The 18,325-nt window shown below is 59.0% G+C and carries 19 protein-coding genes and 1 pseudogene; 7 read left to right on the top strand and 13 right to left on the bottom strand.

Features of this window, described 5'->3' with window-relative positions; translation table 11 throughout:
- Positions 1 to 6 precede the first annotated feature (6 nt).
- Genes F7P80_RS13420 through flgB form a run of 3 tightly spaced genes read right to left on the bottom strand, consistent with a single transcriptional unit; the run spans position 7 to position 1,560 of the window.
- Positions 7 to 681, bottom strand: a complete 675-nt coding sequence (locus F7P80_RS13420; protein WP_151045464.1) for a flagellar hook assembly protein FlgD — start codon at positions 679 to 681, stop codon at positions 7 to 9.
- A gap of 23 nt (positions 682 to 704) precedes the next feature.
- On the bottom strand, positions 705 to 1,109 hold the full coding sequence (flgC, locus tag F7P80_RS13425; protein WP_058879493.1) for a flagellar basal body rod protein FlgC: 405 nt from the start codon (positions 1,107 to 1,109) through the stop codon (positions 705 to 707).
- Positions 1,110 to 1,134: 25 nt separating this feature from the next.
- A complete protein-coding gene (flgB, locus tag F7P80_RS13430) occupies positions 1,135 to 1,560 on the bottom strand; it encodes a flagellar basal body rod protein FlgB (RefSeq protein ID WP_054065994.1) in 426 nt (141 codons plus the stop codon).
- 173 nt (positions 1,561 to 1,733) lie between these two features.
- On the opposite strand from flgB, the gene flgA reads away from it, so the two are divergent.
- The 3 genes from flgA to F7P80_RS13445 all read left to right on the top strand — a co-directional run bounded on the left by flgA (position 1,734) and on the right by F7P80_RS13445 (position 3,361).
- Positions 1,734 to 2,468 (top strand): flagellar basal body P-ring formation chaperone FlgA, encoded by a 735-nt coding sequence (gene flgA, locus F7P80_RS13435; protein ID WP_151045466.1) that lies wholly within the window; start codon positions 1,734 to 1,736, stop codon positions 2,466 to 2,468.
- A 93-nt stretch (positions 2,469 to 2,561) separates the two neighbouring features.
- Entirely contained in the window at positions 2,562 to 2,888 is a 327-nt protein-coding gene (flgM, locus tag F7P80_RS13440) for a flagellar biosynthesis anti-sigma factor FlgM (protein ID WP_054065993.1), read from the top strand.
- Positions 2,889 to 2,995: 107 nt separating this feature from the next.
- A complete protein-coding gene (locus F7P80_RS13445; protein ID WP_054065992.1) occupies positions 2,996 to 3,361 on the top strand; it encodes a hypothetical protein in 366 nt (121 codons plus the stop codon).
- A 152-nt stretch (positions 3,362 to 3,513) separates the two neighbouring features.
- On the opposite strand, the gene F7P80_RS13450 is transcribed toward F7P80_RS13445, so the two are convergent.
- The 10 genes from F7P80_RS13450 to F7P80_RS13495 form a co-directional block, all read right to left on the bottom strand.
- Positions 3,514 to 4,230: an RNA polymerase sigma factor FliA gene (locus F7P80_RS13450; RefSeq protein WP_054065991.1), complete on the bottom strand. Its 717-nt coding sequence runs from the start codon at positions 4,228 to 4,230 to the stop codon at positions 3,514 to 3,516.
- A 4-nt stretch (positions 4,231 to 4,234) separates the two neighbouring features.
- Positions 4,235 to 5,014, bottom strand: coding sequence for a hypothetical protein (locus tag F7P80_RS13455; protein WP_058879496.1), 780 nt, complete (start codon positions 5,012 to 5,014; stop codon positions 4,235 to 4,237).
- Positions 5,007 to 6,530, bottom strand: a complete 1,524-nt coding sequence (gene flhF, locus F7P80_RS13460; RefSeq protein ID WP_151045469.1) for a flagellar biosynthesis GTPase FlhF — start codon at positions 6,528 to 6,530, stop codon at positions 5,007 to 5,009. Before flhF ends, F7P80_RS13455 begins: the two co-directional genes overlap by 8 nt.
- Complete coding sequence (flhA, locus tag F7P80_RS13465; RefSeq protein ID WP_417034338.1) at positions 6,527 to 8,602, bottom strand: flagellar biosynthesis protein FlhA; 2,076 nt, start codon at positions 8,600 to 8,602, stop codon at positions 6,527 to 6,529. The genes flhF and flhA overlap by 4 nt, the downstream gene beginning before the upstream one ends.
- A gap of 75 nt (positions 8,603 to 8,677) precedes the next feature.
- Complete coding sequence (locus F7P80_RS13470; protein ID WP_151045475.1) at positions 8,678 to 9,826, bottom strand: EscU/YscU/HrcU family type III secretion system export apparatus switch protein; 1,149 nt, start codon at positions 9,824 to 9,826, stop codon at positions 8,678 to 8,680.
- A 250-nt stretch (positions 9,827 to 10,076) separates the two neighbouring features.
- Positions 10,077 to 10,859 carry a protein phosphatase CheZ gene (locus tag F7P80_RS13475; RefSeq protein ID WP_054065986.1) on the bottom strand — a complete coding sequence of 261 codons (783 nt, stop codon included), beginning with the start codon at positions 10,857 to 10,859 and terminating at the stop codon, positions 10,077 to 10,079.
- Between the two features lie 4 nt (positions 10,860 to 10,863).
- The gene (gene cheY, locus F7P80_RS13480) at positions 10,864 to 11,256 is read right to left on the bottom strand and encodes a chemotaxis response regulator CheY (protein WP_275886664.1); all 393 of its coding nucleotides are present in this window, start codon (positions 11,254 to 11,256) and stop codon (positions 10,864 to 10,866) included.
- A 77-nt stretch (positions 11,257 to 11,333) separates the two neighbouring features.
- On the bottom strand, positions 11,334 to 12,311 hold the full coding sequence (motB, locus tag F7P80_RS13485) for a flagellar motor protein MotB (RefSeq protein ID WP_151045479.1): 978 nt from the start codon (positions 12,309 to 12,311) through the stop codon (positions 11,334 to 11,336).
- A 3-nt stretch (positions 12,312 to 12,314) separates the two neighbouring features.
- Positions 12,315 to 13,172 carry a flagellar motor stator protein MotA gene (gene motA, locus F7P80_RS13490; protein WP_054065984.1) on the bottom strand — a complete coding sequence of 286 codons (858 nt, stop codon included), beginning with the start codon at positions 13,170 to 13,172 and terminating at the stop codon, positions 12,315 to 12,317.
- A gap of 188 nt (positions 13,173 to 13,360) precedes the next feature.
- A complete protein-coding gene (locus tag F7P80_RS13495; protein ID WP_151045483.1) occupies positions 13,361 to 14,614 on the bottom strand; it encodes a flagellin in 1,254 nt (417 codons plus the stop codon).
- Positions 14,615 to 14,834: 220 nt separating this feature from the next.
- On the opposite strand from F7P80_RS13495, the pseudogene F7P80_RS17380 reads away from it, so the two are divergent.
- The 4 genes and pseudogenes from F7P80_RS17380 to F7P80_RS13515 all read left to right on the top strand — a co-directional run.
- Positions 14,835 to 14,942 (top strand): annotated as a pseudogene (locus F7P80_RS17380) (flagellin); the annotation flags it as partial.
- A 287-nt stretch (positions 14,943 to 15,229) separates the two neighbouring features.
- Positions 15,230 to 16,417 (top strand): flagellin, encoded by a 1,188-nt coding sequence (locus F7P80_RS13505; RefSeq protein WP_151045486.1) that lies wholly within the window; start codon positions 15,230 to 15,232, stop codon positions 16,415 to 16,417.
- A 197-nt stretch (positions 16,418 to 16,614) separates the two neighbouring features.
- A complete protein-coding gene (locus tag F7P80_RS13510) occupies positions 16,615 to 17,766 on the top strand; it encodes a flagellin N-terminal helical domain-containing protein (RefSeq protein ID WP_151045489.1) in 1,152 nt (383 codons plus the stop codon).
- Positions 17,767 to 17,852: 86 nt separating this feature from the next.
- On the top strand, positions 17,853 to 18,325 hold a 473-nt coding region (locus F7P80_RS13515; protein WP_487246629.1), incomplete at its 3' end, for a flagellin N-terminal helical domain-containing protein.

Here is an 18,325-nt window from a genome sequence, read left to right on the forward strand (position 1 = left end):
GCGAATTTAGAACACAGCCTTGACGCTGTTGTAGTTAATGCTTTCGCCGTTCGCCAGCTCCAGCATGAGCGAGCCGTTGCTGATGCTGGTGGCGACCACCGCGTTGGGCGACAGCGTGGTGGACTTGACGGCGGCTTCGCCGTTGGTGGCAGTGACCTTGAAGCGCAGGTCCATGCTTTCGCCGGTGTAGTCGCTGCCGTCCCAGGTGAAGTAGTTGCGGCCCGCGTTGGCCGAACCCATTTCGATCGTGTCCACGAGCTTGCCGTTGGCATCGGTGATGGTGACCGTGACGTTGGAGGCCGAGGCATCCAGGTCGAAGGCCGCCGTGCCGGTCAGGTGCTTGGTGCCGTCCTCGGCTTCCTTGGCGGCCAGGCCCAGGTGGTTGCCGGCGGAAAGCACGGTGTGGCCGATCATGGACACACCCTGCAGCATCTGCATGGAGGCGAACTGGCTGGTCACGCTTTCCACGGTGCTGTTGAGCTTTTCGATGCCGCTGACGGTGCTGATTTGCGCCATCTGCGAGGTCAGCTGCGCGTTGTCCATGGGGTTGGTGGGGTCCTGGTTCTGCAGCTGGGCCACCAGCAGGGTCAGAAACTGATCCTGCATGGACTGGGCATCGGTGCCCGAGGACTTGGCGCTCTGGTTCAGCGCGGCGCTGGTGTTGTTGACGCCAGAAATCATGTTGGCCTACTTTCCGTGCAGCTTTACTGGCCCAGCTGCAGCGTCTTGAGCAGCAGCGATTTGGCCGTGTTCATGACTTCCACGTTGTTCTGGTAGGAACGGGAAGCCGAAATCATGTTGACCATCTCCTCCACGGCATTGACGTTGGAGTGGGTCACATAGCCTTGTTCATCGGCCAGCGGGTGCTCAGGGTTGTGCACGCGGCGGCCGGGGGTGTTGTCTTCGGTGATGTCCTTGACCTTCACGCCGGCAGAGCCTTCGGGGCCCATGGGCGCAGTCTGGAAAACGACCTGGCGGGCCTTGTAGGACTCACCATCAGGGCCTGCAACGGCGTCGACGTTGGCCAGGTTGGAGGCCACCACGTTCAGGCGCTGCGATTGCGCGCTGATGGCACTGCCAGAGACGCTGAAAATGGAAAACATGGACATGGCGGAACTCCTTGTTCGTCAGTGCTTATTGGCCGGTGATGGCGCTGAGCATGGTCTTGGAATGCCCGTTGAGGAAACGCAGCGTGGCTTCATAGCGCACGGCGTTGTCCACAAAGTTGGCGCGCTCACGGTCCAGATCCACGGTGTTGTTGTCCAGGCTGGGCTGGGAGGACAGGGCATAGGCCAGCGGGCCCTTGCCGTCTGTGCCAAATTTTTCGGTGGGCAGTGGCATGTGCTCGGGGTGGCTGGTGCTGGCAGCCTGCAGGGCCTTGCGCACGGTGCCGTTTTCGCCCTGCGCTGCCTTGAGCGTCTTGGCGAAATTGAAGTCACGGGCCACATAGCCTGGTGTGTCTGCGTTGGCGATATTGCTGGAAATCACACGTTGGCGTTCTGCGCGCAACAGCAGAGCGTCGCTGTGGAAATTCAAGCCGCCGGTCATTTTGTTGAGCATGTGATTCCTTGCAGTCGATAAAACAGAAAGACCATGCACCACCGTTCCGGGATGGGACTTTGGTGCGTGCAGCGATTATGAAAAGCACGCGTTTTTTCTAAAGTGGAAAGAAAGCGTGGATGCCTGTGCATTTCGGCGGTTCAAAAAACCGGGAGGGCTCTACAGTGCCTGCTATGCGAAAAAATGCCTTTTCACTGTCTGCTCAAACGGCACGCGCTGCGCTGCGTTGCTCTGTGGCTGCATTGCTGGCAGCCAGTGGCGTGGCAGCTGCGCAGGAAAGCCTGACGGACCTCAGCGACCAGTGGGTGCACAACGCGCTGGCGCAAAGCGAGATGCAGCAGACCATGCCTTTGCGCATGGAGGTGCAGGTCGGCAAGCTGGACCCGCGTCTGAATCTGGCTCCCTGTCTGCGCATGGAGCCCTATCTGCCCAGTGGCAGCAAGCTGTGGGGGCGCACCCGCATTGGCGTGCGCTGCGTGGAAGGCGACAGGCCCTGGAACGTGTTCGTGCCCGTGACGGTGAAGGCCTTTGGCCCCGCCTGGGTGCTGACGCAAAATGTGAACATGGGCGAGCCGCTCACCATGGACCACGCCATGCAAAGCGAGGTGGACTGGGCCGAATCGCCTCATGCCATCATTGCGCTGCCGGATGACTGGGTGGGCAAGACCGCCGTGCGCAACCTCACCGCAGGCATGGCACTGCGTCAGACCATGGTCAAGGCGCCTGAGCTGTTCAAGGCGGGTGCTGGCGTCAAGGTGCTGGTGCAGGGCGCAGGTTTTCAGGTGACTTCCTCGGGCAAGGCCCTGCAGGGCGGCTCCGTGGGTGAGAGCGTGCGTGTGCGTATGGACAATGGCCGCACGGTGATTGGCACCGTCAATGCGCAGGGTGAAGTGCTGGTTGCACAGTGAAACAAGTGCTTTTGAAAGAAAATCCTAAAGTTCTCGTTACAAAGGCCGATAGCTAGGCTACAGAGCCCGGGAGCGGGAAATTGGAGTAAACACATGAAGGTCGGACAAAACACCAACGTAGAAATGCTGGCAGCCAAGCTGCAACAGCAAGCTACTCAGCAAACCCAGCAAAGCAAGAGTGGCACTGCCAGCGAGGTGGTGCACCAGGCACGCAGCAATGCGGCTGGCGTGCCTGTCACGGTCTCCAGTTCCGTGCGCACGCTGGATCAGAACGCCAAGTCTTCTTCGGACATCGACATGGCCAAGGTCAACGCCATTCGCGAAGCCATTGCCAATGGCACTTTCAAAGTCAACGCAGGCGTGATCGCCGACACGCTGCTGATTGATGCCTCTGCCCTGCTGGGCGGCGCACGCATCTGATGCTCTTGTGACTGGGCGCTGTGCGCCGGTACTGGCCTTCCGACCTTCGGCCATACTGGTGATCAGCGCCCAGATTCCGTTTTTACCGCTCCAACGCACCATCAGCCATGCAACTTAGCGAAGCTCTGGACCAAATCGAAGGCATGATCGACCTGGTCAATGCCTGCATTCAGAAAAACCAGCCCGAACTGACGGAACAGGCCGTCACGCAGCTGCGCCAGGGCATGGAAGCCTTTGCAGGCCTGGCCCCACGCTTTGGCCAGGAGCAGTTCACCGAACAGAACGTGGCACGCATGCAGGCCCTGTCACAGCGCATGACGCAAATGCGTGGCCATATGGCCAAGATGACGGCCATGACGTCCCAGCAGCTGGCCACGCTGCTGCCCGAGCAGTCCATGAACTTCACCTACGGCGGCAGCAGCAAGCCCGGCGCTGCAGCCTCTGTGGCGCGCATGTATCACATCAGTGGTTAACTGGTTTCTATAGCGGCTTGCGCTTATCAAGTAAGGCTTTCACATATATATCGCTGTGAATTCCTTGTAAATCAAGCGCCAGCAGCTATCAAAAAACAAAAAAGCGCCCGTGTGGCGCTTTTGTTTTGGGAGCGATGACGGCTTTAACTGCTTCAGTGCGCCCGCATCTTGGTGCGCAGGCGGGCAATGGCCTGGCTGTGCAGCTGGCACACGCGCGATTCCGTCACATTGAGCACGGCGGCGATTTCCTTGAGGTTCATCTCGTGCTCGTAGTACATGGCCATGACGTACTGCTCGCGCTCGGGCAGGTGTTCGATGGCGGCCACCAGAGCCTCACGCAGGCGCACATCGCGCAGGATGGCGAACGGGTCGGCATCGGTGTCGGCCACAAAGCGGTCCAGAAAGCTTTCGCCTTCATCGTCGCTGGGTGAAATGTCTTCCAGGTAGATCAGCTGGGCGCCGCGCACCTTGCCCAGCAGAGACTGGTACTCGTCCAGCGGCATGTCCATGGATTCGGCAATTTCCGATTCCTTGGGCGCGCGGCCCAGCTCCTGCTCCAGCTTGTGGATGGCGCGTTCAATGTCTTTCTGGCCCTTGCGGGAGCTGCGGCTCATCCAGTCGTTGTCGCGCAGCTCGTCCAGCATGGCACCGCGGATGCGCTGGCTGGCAAAGGTTTCAAACTGCACGCCCTGGCTGGATTCATAGCGCGAGAGCGCGTCAGCCAGGCCGATCATGCCCACCTGGATGAGGTCATCCAGCTCCACGTTCGGGGGCAGCTTGGCGATCATGTGTTGCGCAATGCGGCGCACCAGCGGGGCATGCTGGCGAATCAGCGCATCGCGATCCAGGTGGCCATGGGCGGTGTACATGAACTCAGTGACTCCACACGGCGGACGAAGAAGAGGGCGCAGCCCCGGCGATTGCCATGTCTTGCGGGGCCTGCACGGGTTCTGAATGCTCCAGGCAGCGCAGCGCCCAGCGCTGCAGCTGGCGGCTGTCCAGCGGGTCAAACTGCTCGCACAGCGGCTCTGCATGCAGATGGCGCATGGCGCATTGCGAGACGGATTTGAGCACAGTGTCCAGCCCGTAGTCTGCAGGACGCAGTGCCACCAGGCGGGGCATGTGGCCCGTGTCCATGAACAGTTGTTTGAGTGCGCGGTAGCTGCTCACCACATTGCGTGACTGCGAGGGAACCAGCTGTATGGCAGAGCGGGTGCTGCCGTGCAGCATGCCTGCGAGCAGCGGCGCTGGTGCCCACAGCACTACCAGCGCAAAGTTGCGCACATAGCGGTAGAGCAGATCCATGGGGCGCTCACCTGTGGTGGCTGCCTTGTGCTGCAGCTGTACCAGCCCGCATGCAGCAGGCAGGGTGGCCACACTGGCGGGGTTGCTCAGGTCAGCAGCCAGTGTGGTGAAGGCATAGCCCTGGCGGGGCTGCAGCATGTCCTGCAGGCCGGGGCTGGCCGGTGTTTCACGCTCGGTGCCGTCCAGCACCACCACAGGGTAGCCCTGCTGCTGCAGGTGGGCGCAGGCCATCCACAGCGCGGCGGCGTCTGCGGCGTCGCCGGATGGCACCACGGGCAGCACACGCAGCGACGACTGCGCGCCTTGCCAGTGTAAGCCTGTACCTTGGTGCCAAACGCGTTCAAGCATGCAGTGCTCCGTGTGCAGAACGAGCCAGCGCAGAGTCGGTGAAGTAGAACTCCATGTCCAGCGTCGAAGGGTCGAAGGCCGACTTGGTGTGCGCACGCATGGAGGTGGCCACCAGGTCGCTGGCCTGTGCGCGTGTCAGGTCTTCGGGCACGCGCTGGCCGTTGGTGATGCCGCGCAGCACCAGCTGGTGGCGGATCAGTGCATCCAGTGCAGGGGCCAGCTTCACGGCCTCATCCACCTTGGAGAGGATGGCTTGCTTGCAGCCTACGCGCTTGAAGGCGGCCAGTGCTTCGTCCAGCGTGTCACCGTGTGCACCGGCATTGGCCACCAGCAGGTGCTGGATGCCGGGCAGGTTCAGCACTTCCAGAATGTCGTCCTTGCGAGGGTCGCGGGGGGCCACGCCGGTGGTGTCGATGATGACCATCTTCTTGCCAGCCAGCAGGCCCAGCAGGTCCTGCAGCGCAGCCTTGTCATGCGCCAGGTGGGCCACCACGCCGAGCATGCGGCCATAGGCGCGCAGCTGGTCATGGCCGCCCACGCGGTAGGTATCCAGCGTGATCAGGCCTACGCTGTTGGAACCGTGCTTGGCAGCGCACAGGGCGGCCAGCTTGGCCGCCGTGGTGGTCTTTCCCACGCCAGTGGAGCCCACCAGCGCGAAGACGCCGCCTTGCTCCCAGATGGGGGCTTCTGCGCTGTCGGTGCGCAGATTGCGCTCCAGCACCTGCACCAGCCATTTCATGGCGTCCGCCGGGCCAGTTTCCTGGGGCAGATGCTCCATGATGGCGCGCGACAGCATGGGCGAGTAACCGGCGCGCAGCAGCTTGAGCATCATGTTGCTGAGCAGCGGGTTGGCGCGGGTCTGGTTCATCCAGGTCAGGGTGTTGAAGCGTTCTTCAATCAGGTCCTTGACGGATTGCAGCTCGTTCATCAGCGCAGGTGCAGCCACGGCGGGTGCGCTGGCCTTGGGAGCCATTTCCGCAGTCAGATCTACGGCCAGGCCGCGCAGGGGGTTGTGCTTGACCACGGCAGGGCTGCTGGACATGGGGGCATGCTCGCGTGCAGCCATGGCCTGCTTCTTGCGCGCAAACGTGGGCAGGGATTCAGGAGACAGCTCCCCGCTCAGCTCTTCATTGCGACGGCGCAGCATGCGCTCGCGCACATAGTTCTGGAAGGACAGCGTGCTCATGGCCAGCTGTTCGGTGTCTTCCGCAACCGTCTGGCGAGGGTTGGCCTTGGGAGCAGGGCTGCTTTGCTTGAGCAGCGTATCCAGCGGCATGGGCGGCTTGGTGCTTGGCTTGGGGGCACGGGTCTCATCCGCCTCGCGTGCCTGAATGGCTGCGCGCAGACCAGGGCTGGTGGTCGAGCCCTGGTCCAGCACGTCCTCCGAAGTCGCCATGACTTCCACACCATGGGCGGTGGGGCGGTTGGACAGGATCAGGGTGTTCTCACCAAAAACGGCACGCGCCTTGTCCAGGGCCTCACGAGAAGTTGGGGCTATGAAGCGTTGGATGTTCATGCGTTTGCACCTTTAAGAATGGGGCCGATGCGGATGGTGTGGGTCTCAGGGATCTCGCTGTGTGCCAGCACCTGCAGGCGCGGAGCAGCACGGCGCACCAAGCGCGCAATAGGGTTACGAATGGCGTCGGGTACCAGCAGGCAGGCGGGCATGCCCAGCTCTTCCTGCTTGTTGGCCACTTCGGCGGCACGCTGGGTCAGCACATCGGCGACGCCAGGGTCCAGCGAAGGAGCCTGAGGATTCGAGAGCGCTTGCATCAGCAGACGTTCCAGACCGGGCTCGATGGCAATCACATTGAGCTCACGGGTGGGACCGTAGATCTGCTGCACGATGGCAGGAGCCAGCGCAATACGTACACGACGGGCCAGTTCCGCAGGGTCTTGTGTTGAAGCGGCGTTTTCAGCCAGGGTTTCGATGATGGTGCGGATGTCACGGATGTGCACAGCATCCTCCAGCAGCAGCTGCAGGACTTTCTGGAACACGGTGATGGACACCATCTTGGGAATCACTTCTTCAATCAACTTCGGAGCGGACTTGGCCACGTGATCCACCAGCTGCTGTACCTCATTACGGCTGAGCAGCTTGGCAGCGTGCATTTGCATCAAGTGTGACAAATGTGTCGCCATCACAGTTTCCGAATCAACGACCGTAAAACCGGCCATTTGTGCCGCTTCCTTCTGGCGTTCATCGATCCAGTGGGCAGGCAGGCCGAACGCAGGGTCGGTGGTGGGCGTGCCAATCAGCGGCGTGGTGATGCCACCGGGGTTGATGGCCAGGTACATGCCGGGGAAGGCTTCGCCTTCGCCCACCATCACGCCACGCAGGGTGATGCGGTAGGCGCTGGGCTTGAGTTCGAGGTTGTCACGCACGTGCACGGCAGGCGGCAGAAAGCCCACTTCCTGTGCAAACTTGCGGCGCACGCCCTTGATGCGGGTCAGCAGGTCGCCCTGGCGCTTCTTGTCCACCAGTGCGATCAGGCGGTAGCCCAGCTCCAGGCCCAGCAGGTCCACGGGCTGCAGGTCATCCCAGGTGGCTTCAGAGTCCTGCTGTGGGGCAGGCAGGGCGCCGGGGTTGGCAGCAGGCGCTTCGCTGCCGTTGCCCGCCTTGGCGGCCATTTCCTTCTTCTGGCCCTTGCGGTAGACCGTCCACGCGCCATAGCCAAACAGGGCACCTATGGTCAGGAAGACGGTGTGGGGCATGTTGGGGATCAGGCCCAGCATGATCAGAATGGCCGAGGTAATGGCCAGCGCGCGGGGCGAGCTGAGCATCTGGTTGGCAATCTGCTTGCCGGTGTCGTTGTCCTTGCCCACGCGCGAGATCACCATGGCCGATGCCACCGAGATCAGCAGCGCAGGAATCTGTGCCACCAGCGCATCACCCACGGACAGCAGAATGTAGCTGTTGGCCGCATCGCCAGCGCTCATGCCGTGCTGTGCCATGCCGATGATGAAACCGCCCACGATGGTGATGATCAGAATCAAGATACCGGCCATGGCGTCGCCACGCACAAACTTGGAGGCACCGTCCATGGAGCCGAAGAAGTTCGCCTCTTCCTGCACTTCTGCGCGGCGGCGCTTGGCTTCTGCTTCATCAATCAGGCCGGCGTTCAGATCGGCGTCCACGGCCATCTGCTTGCCGGGCATGGCGTCCAGGGTAAAGCGGGCCGACACTTCGGCAATACGCTCTGCACCCTTTGTAATCACCACAAAGTTGATCACCACCAGAATGGCAAACACGATCAGACCCACGGCAAAGTTGCCGCCAATCAGAAAGTGGCCAAAGGACTCAATCACCTGACCAGCTGCGCCGGGGCCGGTGTGGCCTTCCAGCAGCACCACGCGGGTGGAGGCCACGTTCAGCGACAGGCGCATCAGGGTGGTGAGCAGCAGCACCGAGGGGAAAGCCGCAAAGTCCAGCGGCTTGACCATGTAGGCGGCAATCATCATCACCATCAGCGCGGTGGCGATGTTCAGCGTGAAGAAGGTGTCCAGCAGCCATGGTGGCATGGGCAGCACCATCAGGGCCAGGATGGCAATGACCAGCATGGGCGCAGCCAGATTCTGGATCCCCATGCCGTGCTTGGAGTTCCAGTTTTGGAGGTTCTTCAGGAGTGCAGTGCTCATGGTGCAGTGCTTTCTTTCACGTAATCACTTGGTGCCAGCCGCGCGCTTGGAGTGGGGGTCCAGCTCCGGGGGGACATGGGGCTGCACCAGCTCGCCCGGTGCAGGGCCCTGGCCGCTGATGGCTGCCTTGAGGCGATAGACATAGGCCAGGACCTGAGCCACAGCGGTATACAGCGTGGATGGAATGGGCTGGTCAATCTCGGCATGGGCGTACAGGGCACGCGCCAGCATGGGAGACTCCAGCACCGGAATCTGGTGGGCCTTGGCCACTTCACGAATCTTCAGCGCAATCAGGTCAGCGCCCATGGCCACCACCTGAGGGGCTGCCATGGTGGCATCGTCATAGCGCAGGGCCACGGCGTAGTGCGTAGGGTTGGTGACCACAAAGTCCGCCTTGGGCACGGCAGTAATGCTGGCGCGCTGGGCAATCTCGCGCTGCTTCTGGCGAAGCTTGCCCTTGAGCTCAGGGCTGCCTTCGGATTCCTTGTGTTCCTGCTTGACTTCCTGGTGGCTCATGCGCAGGCGCTGCAGGAACAGAAAGCGCTGCAGCGGCACATCAATCAAGGCGGTGGCAAAGACCACGATCAGCAGCATGATCATGCCCTGGACAATCCAGTTGCCCATGTCAGCCAGCGCAGCAGGGCCGCCCAGTGCAGGCAGGGTGGACAGGTGCAGCATGCCGGACTGGATATGAAACCAGCCCACGGCGGCCAGAATCAGCATCAGCGCCACGTTCTTGAGTGCGGTCACCATCTGCTGTTTGGAGAACACATTGCCCAGGCCAGAGATCGGGTTGATCCGGTTGAACTGCGGCATGATGGGCTTGAGGCTGTAGATCCAGCCGCCCGACAGCAAGGTGGTGATGATGGAGATGGTGTTGATGGCCAGCGCAAAAATCACGCAGCCCATCACGCCCACGATGGCCATGTCGACCAGGCGCTCCTGCATGGACAGGGGCGAGAGCACGGTGCTGGCATCAAACGCCAGCTGATTGCTGGTCGCAATGCGCAGGTACTGCATGAAGGTGGGCCCCCCCAGAATCACCATCAGCGAGCCACCACCCAGCACCGCCAGGTGGCCGAGGTCGCGCGAGCGCGACGTCTGCCCGTCCTTGCGGGTTTTCTGCAGCTTTCTTTCGGAAGCTGGTAGGGATTTTTCTTGGCTCGATTCCATGGCGGCATGAGGGACTGATCTCATGCCATTGTCCGCAAGCCACGGAATTGCTAAAGCTGGAAAAGCGCGCAACAGGGGGCGCTTATCAGGTCCCAGAGCTGCGGCTGCGGCTGCCGCAATCTGTTAGACAGGCTTGGAATGCTTTCAAAAAGAGAGCTGCTTGCGCTCTGTTTTCAAGGCTTTCAGATAGAAATCAGTCTGAAATGCTTAAAAATCAAGCGCTGCCAGCTCTCTTTTTTGTGAGTGGCGCTTAAAAGCCCAGGCTGGCGAGCAGCTCGTCCACCTGCGACTGCGAAGTCACCACATCCTGCGCATTGGGGTCGACCACGGGGCCGGACAGCTTGGGGTGTGCTGGCGCAGCAGGCTTGCTTTCTTCGGCAGGGGCCGCAGCAGGTGCACTGCCGGACTCGGCCAGAGCCGCAGCCCACAGGTCGTCCACTTGCTCCGTCTGCACGGCAGAGCCGGTGGCCATGGCTGCCGCAGCGCTGACTTCGCCCTGGTCCAGCTGCACCTCACCTTGCGCAAGCTGTGGTGCGGTCAGCAGCAGCAGCTCCACCAGTTGCTGCTCCAGGTTGGAGGCCAGATGCACGACCTTGGCGATGACCTGGCCCGTCAGATCGTGAAAGTCCTGGGCCATCATGATTTCTGTCAGCTGGTTGTCCACGATCTCCGTGGACTTTTCCATGTCTTCCAGGTAATTCATGATGTGGCCCTTGGCCACGGCTGCGACCGGGTCGGCAATCATCGCCTGGCGCATCTTCTTGGTCTGCGCCACGATGTCGGTCTGCCGGCCCTTGGCATCATCGACCAGGGTCAAAACTTTCTCAGCAGCTTCACCAGTCAAGCGCGCAATATAAGAGAGTCGGTTCTGCGCATCTGGCAACTCTTCGGTGGCATCACGCAGACGGTCTGCATAGCCCAGCTCGCGCAGGGCGTCATGCAGCTGCCGGGTGAGCAAGCCGATTTTGTTGTGCACATCACCCTGGCCAATGCCCTGGGTGGATGCAGTGCTCTGAGGCGTTGCTTGGTCCATGGGATTAACTCAAGCCAACCTTCTTCAAGATCAGGTTGACCTTTTCCTCCAGGGTAGCCTTGGTAAAGGGCTTGACGATATAGCCCGCAGCGCCGCCCTGAGCGGCAGCCACGATGTCTTCCTTGCGCGCTTCCGCGGTCACCATCAGCACGGGCAGGTGCTTGAGCTTGTCGTCGCTCTTGATCTCGGTGAGCAGCTGAAAGCCGTTCATGTTCGGCATGTTGATGTCTGTCACCACAAAGTCGAACTTGCTGTTGCGCAGCTTGTGCAGGGCGGCAACGCCGTCTTCGGCTTCATCCGCTTCAGTGAAACCGCTTTCCTTCAACAAGTTGCGCACGATGCGGCGCATGGTGGAGAAATCGTCAACGATTAAAAAACGAAGGGCATTGTTAGCCACGGGGGACCCTTTCGGTCAAACTAATTCTCTGAATGACGTCGATGTATAACACCAACGCTGTCCTAATTCACAAATTGTCACGGAGTTTGTGATGCTGGAAGGGGGTTTTCCAGTGTTTCCGTTGGCAATTTGTGCTCCTGTTGGGAAGAGGGGGCTCGCTTGCCGAGCAAGCGCTCTTCGGCTTCCTGTGTCAGCACCGTGATCGTGATGCGCCGGTTCTGCGGCGCACGGGGATCTTCGGCAATGAGCAAATCGGTATCGGCCAGCCCCACCACGCGGGCGAGCTTGTCGTTGGGCATGCCCGCTGCCACCAGCTCGCGGCGCGAGGCGTTGGCACGGTCTGCTGACAGTTCCCAGTTGCTGTAGCCCCGCTCGCCTGTGCCATAGGGCGCAGCGTCCGTGTGGCCAGCCAGGCTGATGCGGTTTTCCACGCCACCCAGCGCCGCGCCAATTTCACGCAGGATGTCACGCATGTACGGCTTCACCATCGCACTGCCAATGTCGAACATGGGGCGGTTCTGCTCATCCACGATCTGGATCTGCAGCCCGTCAGCCGTCACATCCATGCGGATTTGCGACTTGTACTCGTTCAGCGTGCTGTTGCTGGCCACCATGGCGTCAATCTTGGCGCGCAAGGCCTTGATGCGCTGCGCATCCTGCCTGGCGCGCTGCTCGCGCATATTCTGGCGGTTGGTTTCGCTCTGCTCGGCGTCTGCGCTCTTGACCTGGCCGTAAATCTTGGCCAGATCCGAGCCACCGCCGGGAATGATGTTGGAGCTGTTGCCCGAGCCATCGCCCCCGGTCATGGCCACCTTCAGCGGCGAGTTGAAGTAGGCGGCAATACCCTGCAGGTCGCCCTTGGAGCTGGAGCCCAGCAGCCACATCAGCAGAAAGAACGCCATCATCGCCGTCATGAAGTCGGCATAGGCAATCTTCCACGCGCCGCCATGGTGACCATGGGCACCTTTCTTGGCACGCTTGATGATGATGGGCTGCAGCTTCTTTTCACTGGCTGCACCTGCGGCTGCGCCACCGGGTGGGGTTGGGGGCGGCATGGCTTATTTCCTCTTGACGTGCTCTTCCAGCTCCAGGAAGCCTGGGCGCTCGGTCGAGAACAGCACCTTGCGGCCAAATTCAATGGCGGTGGGCGGGTTATAGCCCTGCATGCTGGCAATCAGGGTGCACTTGATGCATTCAAATTCCTTGGCGCCGTCCTGGTGGCGCTGCTCAATCAGGCCAGCCAGCGGCTCCACCAGCGCATAGGCCAGCAAGATGCCCAGAAAGGTACCGACCAGCGCCGAGGCAATCATGCCGCCCAGCACCGAAGGCGGCTGCCCCACCGAGCCCATGGTGTTCACCACACCCAGCACGGCGGCCACAATACCGAAGGCAGGCAGTGCGCCAGCCAGGCGCTGCAGTGCCACCACCACGCGGTGACCTTCGCCGTGGTGGGCTTCAATTTCGTTGTCCATCAAAGACTCGATCTCGTGCGAGTTCAGATTGCCCGAGACCATCATGCGCAGATAGTCAGTCATGAACTCCACCACATGCTGGTCGGCCAGCAGATCGGGGTACTTCTGGAAGATTTCGGAGTTCTGCGGTTCTTCCACATCCATTTCAATGGCCATCAGCCCTTCCTTGCGGGCTTTTTGCAGCAGGTCGTACAGCAGGGCCAGCAGGCTCATGAAGCGCGCCTTGGTGTATTTGGAACCCTTGATGGCCGCAGGAATGGCCGCCATGGTGGCCTTGAGCACCTTGGGCTGGTTGCTCACGATGAACGCACCGATCGCCGCGCCGCCAATGGTGGCCAGCTCAAACGGCAGGGCCTTGGCAAGCACAGCCATGTTCCCGCCGTGCAGGGCATACACGCCAAAGACGCAACCGAAGGCGATGATGTAACCAATTAGGACAAGCATGAGGAAATTGTGTCAGAGCCAGAACCGGGCAAGCCCAGAAATGGCGCAAGAAAAACCGCCTTGTTTCGGGCTTACGAGCAGGCTTGCTGTACCGCAAGCACCTGTGCAGCCGCCATGAAAAAAGCCACCAGACACCTTATCGGCAGCTGGTGGCAGATTCTGAAGGGCAAACTCAGGTCGGTGCGTGCTTAGCCTTGCAGCAGCTGCAGCACATTCTGTGGAATCTGGTTGGCCTGCGCCACCATGGCCGTGCCTGCCTGCTGCAGGATCTGGGTGCGGCTCAGGTTGGCAGTTTCCACGGCAAAGTCCGCATCCACAATACGGCCGCGTGCGGCAGACAAGTTTTCCACCTGAATGTCGATATTGTTCACGGCGTTTTCAAAACGGGTCTGCATGGCGCCCAAAGTGGCGCGTGCACCGTTGATCTGGTCAATGGCGCTGTCAATCTTCTTCAGGGCAATCCAGGCGCCTTCTTGGGTGGTGACATCAATATCATCGATGCCTTGTTCATTTTTGATGCCATCAGTATCAGTAATATTTAAATCAGTGCTGATGCCAGTGGTTTCTGTGGTGAATCCTGAGCCAAATTTGATAGTTGCAGGCAGTCCATCTGCATCAATGCGTGACGACATAATTGTCACAGTGTAGTCTTCAGTGCCATCAATTTTTGTCAAATAAGCGGTAACTCCAGTGTCTGCAGACTTGTTGTTGATGGCTTCAACCACTTGACCCAATCTTTCTTGGCGGGATGTGGCTGCAGGCAGGTCAGGCAATGTGACTTCTGTGATTTGGGTGTTGCCATCGTTGCTGGAAACCGTGATGGTTAGGTTAGTGCTGTCTAGAGGGGATGCATAGTCCTTCAAGGTGCCATTGGTGCTGGAGTCTTCGGTCGAAATGGGTGTTTCTTTTTTGGTTCCGTACGAGATGTTGGACACCTTCGAAGAGCGTGTATCAACCAGTGCACCCAGCGTCACGTTATCGCCAGAGTTGGCACCCACCTGGAACACCGCGCCCGCAAACGAGCCATCCAGAATCTTCTGTCCGTTGAAATTGGTCTGCTTGGCTACACGGTCAATTTCTGCAGCCAGCTGGCTCACTTCTGCCTGCAGTGCCTTGCGGTCCGATGCGCTATTGGTGGCGTTGGACGCCTGCGCAGCCAGTTCACGCATGCGCTGCAGCATATCGCCTACCTTGCCCAGGGCGCCTTCAGCGGTCTGTGCCAGCGAGATGCCGTCATTGGCATTGCGTGCTGCCACGGTCAGGCCCGTGACCTGGGTGTTCATGCGCTCTGCGATGGCCAGACCGGCTGCATCGTCCTTGGCGCTGTTGACGCGCAGGCCCGAAGACAGGCGCTGCATGGTGGTGTTCAAAGACTGCCCCGACAACGCCAGGTTTCGCTGGGCGTTGATGGAGGCGATATTCGTATTGATAGTTGCGGCCATTGCTTTGCTTCCTTCAGAAAAAGCGAGTTGCTTGGATCGCTCACATAGACCATGGGCATGGATGTGCGACAGGCAACGCTAGCGATGGGGTAATTCTTCTATGGTTGCTTGCTTTCTATTGCGCTGAATAAAGGCGCAAAAACCATCTTTCTTGCGGTTTCCGCAGGCATGGCATGCCGTTTGTCATGTAGCGCCCTTAAGAGGTGTACTTCTTGCCGTTGCTGAAACGGCCAGCCTGAGCCGCACCCAGATCCTGCAGCAGGCTGGCACCGCCATGGTGGCGCAGTCCAACCAGCTGCCGCAGCAAGTGCTGAGCCTGCTGCGCTGAGGTATCAGGCAGGCGCTTGTCTTGCTGCCATGCCACCACCCAAGCCCCGCCCTGCAGGGCTTTTTCTTTGGATTCAAAGACTTAAGTCAGCTAGGAGTGTTGAGCCTGGGTGACCTGTAAGAAATCGTGAAATTTCTTCTAAAGAAGTGGCATGCGTGGCCGAAGTAATGGGTGTACAGATCAGGAGCCGCACTTCAATGCCGCAAAGACGGCGCAGGCAGCTCACCACAAAGATCTGGCATTGCAAACAAACTTTCAGCGTACCCAGCAAGTAAGGACACCACATCATGGCCATGACCATCAACACCAACGTTGTTTCCATCAATGCACAGCGCAATCTGAGCCTGTCTGGCAGCCAGCTGGGTACCGCCATGCAGCGCCTGTCTTCGGGCCTGCGCGTGAACAGCGCCAAGGATGATGCAGCCGGTCTGGCTATTGCTGAACGCATGAATGCCCAGTCGCGCGGCCTGGCCGTGGCGGCACGCAATGCCAACGACGGTATCTCGCTGGCTCAGACCGCTGAAGGCGCACTGGGCAAGGTAGGCGACATGCTGCAGCGCATGCGTGAACTGGCTGCGCAGGCGTCCAACGCCACCAACAGCAAGACCGACCGTGAAGCACTGCAGGCAGAAGTCTCTCAGCTGATTTCCGAAATTGACCGTGTGGCCAAGACATCGGAATTTAACGGCACCAAGCTGCTCAACGGCACATTTGCGGGTGCTGTATTCCAGGTGGGTTCTGCGGCGGGTGACAACATTACTGTGGGTGGCTTGGTGGATTCGACGGCAGCAAAGTTGTCGTCTGTGAGCTATGCAGCAGGTAAGTTGACAGTAAACGCTGCTGACATCACAACAAAAGGCGCAACAGGTGAATTGAAGATTGGAAGTACCAGTTTGGGTTCTCTGGGAGAAGCAGCATCTGGCGAAGAGCGCTTGGGTCAGCTCGTGGCCGCAATCAACGCTAAGACTGCAGATACAGGCGTGGCTGCTTTTTTAAGTGAAGATAAGAAATCAATTGACATTTTGTCGAGCAAGAATGAGGACATTATGTTCTCCGGCAAGGATGCGGGTGGTACGGACTATGCAGTCGCCACACTGAAAACAGCATTTGGCATTACTGCAACAGACTTGAAATTTGCATCGCAGGCGACAACGCCTGACGTTGGCATCAGCGATTTGAGTGTTAACACCCAAGCAGACGCTTGGAAGGCTCTGAAGTCGATTGACTCTGCCATTAACCAAATCAATACAGCACGTGCTGACCTGGGCGCCCTGCAAACCCGCTTTGAAAAGTCGATTGAGAACATCGACATCATGAATGAAAACATCTCTGCAGCCCGTGGCCGCATTGTGGATGCTGACTTTGCAGCAGAAACCGCCAGCCTGAGCCGCACGCAAATTCTGCAACAGGCAGGCACGGCGATGGTCGCCCAGGCCAACCAGCTGCCACAGGGTGTGCTGAGCCTGCTGCAATAACAAAGAGAGCGGCTAGCGCTGATTGGATAAGAATTTCAATAAGAAATGATCTGTAAATCCTTATCAATCAAACGCTAGCTGCTCTTAAATATGAAGTGCGTGAATCTCGCGTGCTTGCACAGCACCATGGCAGTTGCCATGGTTTGTCACAGAGACAGCGCACCTTCATCTCGGTTTTTTTGAAGGGGAAATAAAAAATGGCAATGACCATTAACACCAACGTTGTATCGATCAACTCGCAACGTAACTTAAGCCTGTCGGGTAACTCCCTGGCCACTTCCATGCAGCGCCTGTCTTCCGGCCTGCGTGTGAACAGCGCCAAGGACGATGCGGCAGGTTTGGCTATTTCTGAGCGCATGAAAGCGCAATCCAGCGGCTTGGCCGTGGCAGCACGCAATGCCAATGACGGTATTTCGCTGGCGCAGACGGCCGAAGGTGCGTTGGGCAAAGTGGGTGATATGCTGCAACGCATGCGTGAGCTTGCCGTGCAGTCGTCCAACGCCACCAATAGCGACAATGATCGCAAGGCCATGCAGGCAGAAGTGACTCAGCTGATCGCTGAAATTGACCGTGTAGCCAAGACTTCAGAATTCAATGGCACCAAGTTGCTCAATGGTGATTTTGCTGGTGGTGTATTTCAGGTGGGAGCTGCTGCTGGTGACAATATCACAGTGGGTGCATTGACTAATGTCAGTGCTAATAAGTTGTCGACTATTGCATATGCCACTGCAGAGATGAAAGTGGCTGACTTTGGTACAAACCTCAAAGCAGGTACCTTAACTTATAACGGTGTTGAAAAAACAGTTGGTGAAGCCAGCTCAGCCAAAGAACGAGCCGGTGACGTGATAGCACTAATTAACTCGCAATCAGCATCCACTGGGCTGACAGCCTTTTTGGAAGATGATGGCGATACTATCACTTTGCTGTCAGGTGGGGTGGTGGCGACAGCCAACGTGGTTTTGAAGACGAATGAGACCACTCCTGCAACTGTGACTATGGCGATTACTGCCACAGCATTGGCAACGACTGGGTTGACAGGTATTCAGGATGTTTCTGTGAAGACGCAGTCTGACGCGTGGGTTGCCTTGAAAAAAATCGACGAGTCGATTAACCAAGTTAATACTGCACGAGGTGATCTGGGTGCGCTGCAAACCCGTTTTGAAAAGTCGATTGAAAACATCGACATCATGAACGAAAACATTTCTGCAGCCCGTGGCCGTATTGTGGATGCGGACTTTGCCGCGGAAACCGCCAATCTGAGCCGCTCGCAAATCTTGCAGCAGGCAGGTACCGCCATGGTGGCCCAGGCCAACCAGCTGCCACAGAATGTGCTGAGCCTGCTGCGCTAAGTCATGCATGCAGCGCAGCAGTTTTCCTGCTGAATTGCACGGGCTGCGCTGCCATGGCTTTCAAGGTTTTTGAAGGGGAATAAAAAATGGCAATGACCATTAATACCAACGTTGTATCGATCAACTCGCAGCGCAATCTGAGCCTGTCTGGCAGCTCTTTGGCCACTTCCATGCAGCGCCTGTCTTCGGGCCTGCGTGTGAATAGCGCCAAGGACGATGCGGCTGGCCTGGCCATTTCTGAGCGCATGAAAGCGCAATCCAGCGGCTTGGCCGTGGCAGCACGCAATGCCAATGACGGTATTTCGCTGGCGCAGACGGCCGAAGGCGCGTTGGGCAAAGTGGGTGATATGCTGCAACGCATGCGTGAGCTTGCCGTGCAGTCGTCCAACGCCACCAATAGCGACAATGATCGCAAGGCCATGCAGGCAGAAGTGACTCAGCTGATCGCTGAAATTGACCGTGTAGCCAAGACTTCAGAATTCAATGGCACCAAGTTGCTCAATGGTGATTTTGCTGGTGGTGTATTTCAGGTGGGAGCTGCTGCTGGTGACAATATCAC

Origin of the sequence: Comamonas kerstersii (genome assembly GCF_008801935.1) — a bacterium.
GTDB lineage: Bacteria > Pseudomonadota > Gammaproteobacteria > Burkholderiales > Burkholderiaceae_C > Comamonas > Comamonas kerstersii.

Excerpts from the sequence above, each read along its gene's own strand:
- F7P80_RS13420 (WP_151045464.1), bottom strand. The coding sequence starts at position 681 with ATGATTTCTGGCGTCAACAACACCAGCGCCGCGCTGAACCAGAGCGCC.
- flgC (WP_058879493.1), bottom strand. The coding sequence starts at position 1,109 with ATGTCCATGTTTTCCATTTTCAGCGTCTCTGGCAGTGCCATCAGCGCG.
- flgB (WP_054065994.1), bottom strand. The coding sequence starts at position 1,560 with ATGCTCAACAAAATGACCGGCGGCTTGAATTTCCACAGCGACGCTCTG.
- flgA (WP_151045466.1), top strand. The coding sequence starts at position 1,734 with ATGCGAAAAAATGCCTTTTCACTGTCTGCTCAAACGGCACGCGCTGCG.
- flgM (WP_054065993.1), top strand. The coding sequence starts at position 2,562 with ATGAAGGTCGGACAAAACACCAACGTAGAAATGCTGGCAGCCAAGCTG.
- F7P80_RS13445 (WP_054065992.1), top strand. The coding sequence starts at position 2,996 with ATGCAACTTAGCGAAGCTCTGGACCAAATCGAAGGCATGATCGACCTG.
- F7P80_RS13450 (WP_054065991.1), bottom strand. The coding sequence starts at position 4,230 with ATGTACACCGCCCATGGCCACCTGGATCGCGATGCGCTGATTCGCCAG.
- F7P80_RS13455 (WP_058879496.1), bottom strand. The coding sequence starts at position 5,014 with ATGCTTGAACGCGTTTGGCACCAAGGTACAGGCTTACACTGGCAAGGC.
- flhF (WP_151045469.1), bottom strand. The coding sequence starts at position 6,530 with ATGAACATCCAACGCTTCATAGCCCCAACTTCTCGTGAGGCCCTGGAC.
- flhA (WP_417034338.1), bottom strand. The coding sequence starts at position 8,602 with ATGGGGATCCAGAATCTGGCTGCGCCCATGCTGGTCATTGCCATCCTG.
- F7P80_RS13470 (WP_151045475.1), bottom strand. The coding sequence starts at position 9,826 with ATGGAATCGAGCCAAGAAAAATCCCTACCAGCTTCCGAAAGAAAGCTG.
- F7P80_RS13475 (WP_054065986.1), bottom strand. The coding sequence starts at position 10,859 with ATGGACCAAGCAACGCCTCAGAGCACTGCATCCACCCAGGGCATTGGC.
- motB (WP_151045479.1), bottom strand. The coding sequence starts at position 12,311 with ATGCCGCCCCCAACCCCACCCGGTGGCGCAGCCGCAGGTGCAGCCAGT.
- motA (WP_054065984.1), bottom strand. The coding sequence starts at position 13,172 with ATGCTTGTCCTAATTGGTTACATCATCGCCTTCGGTTGCGTCTTTGGC.
- F7P80_RS13495 (WP_151045483.1), bottom strand. The coding sequence starts at position 14,614 with ATGGCCGCAACTATCAATACGAATATCGCCTCCATCAACGCCCAGCGA.
- F7P80_RS13505 (WP_151045486.1), top strand. The coding sequence starts at position 15,230 with ATGGCCATGACCATCAACACCAACGTTGTTTCCATCAATGCACAGCGC.
- F7P80_RS13510 (WP_151045489.1), top strand. The coding sequence starts at position 16,615 with ATGGCAATGACCATTAACACCAACGTTGTATCGATCAACTCGCAACGT.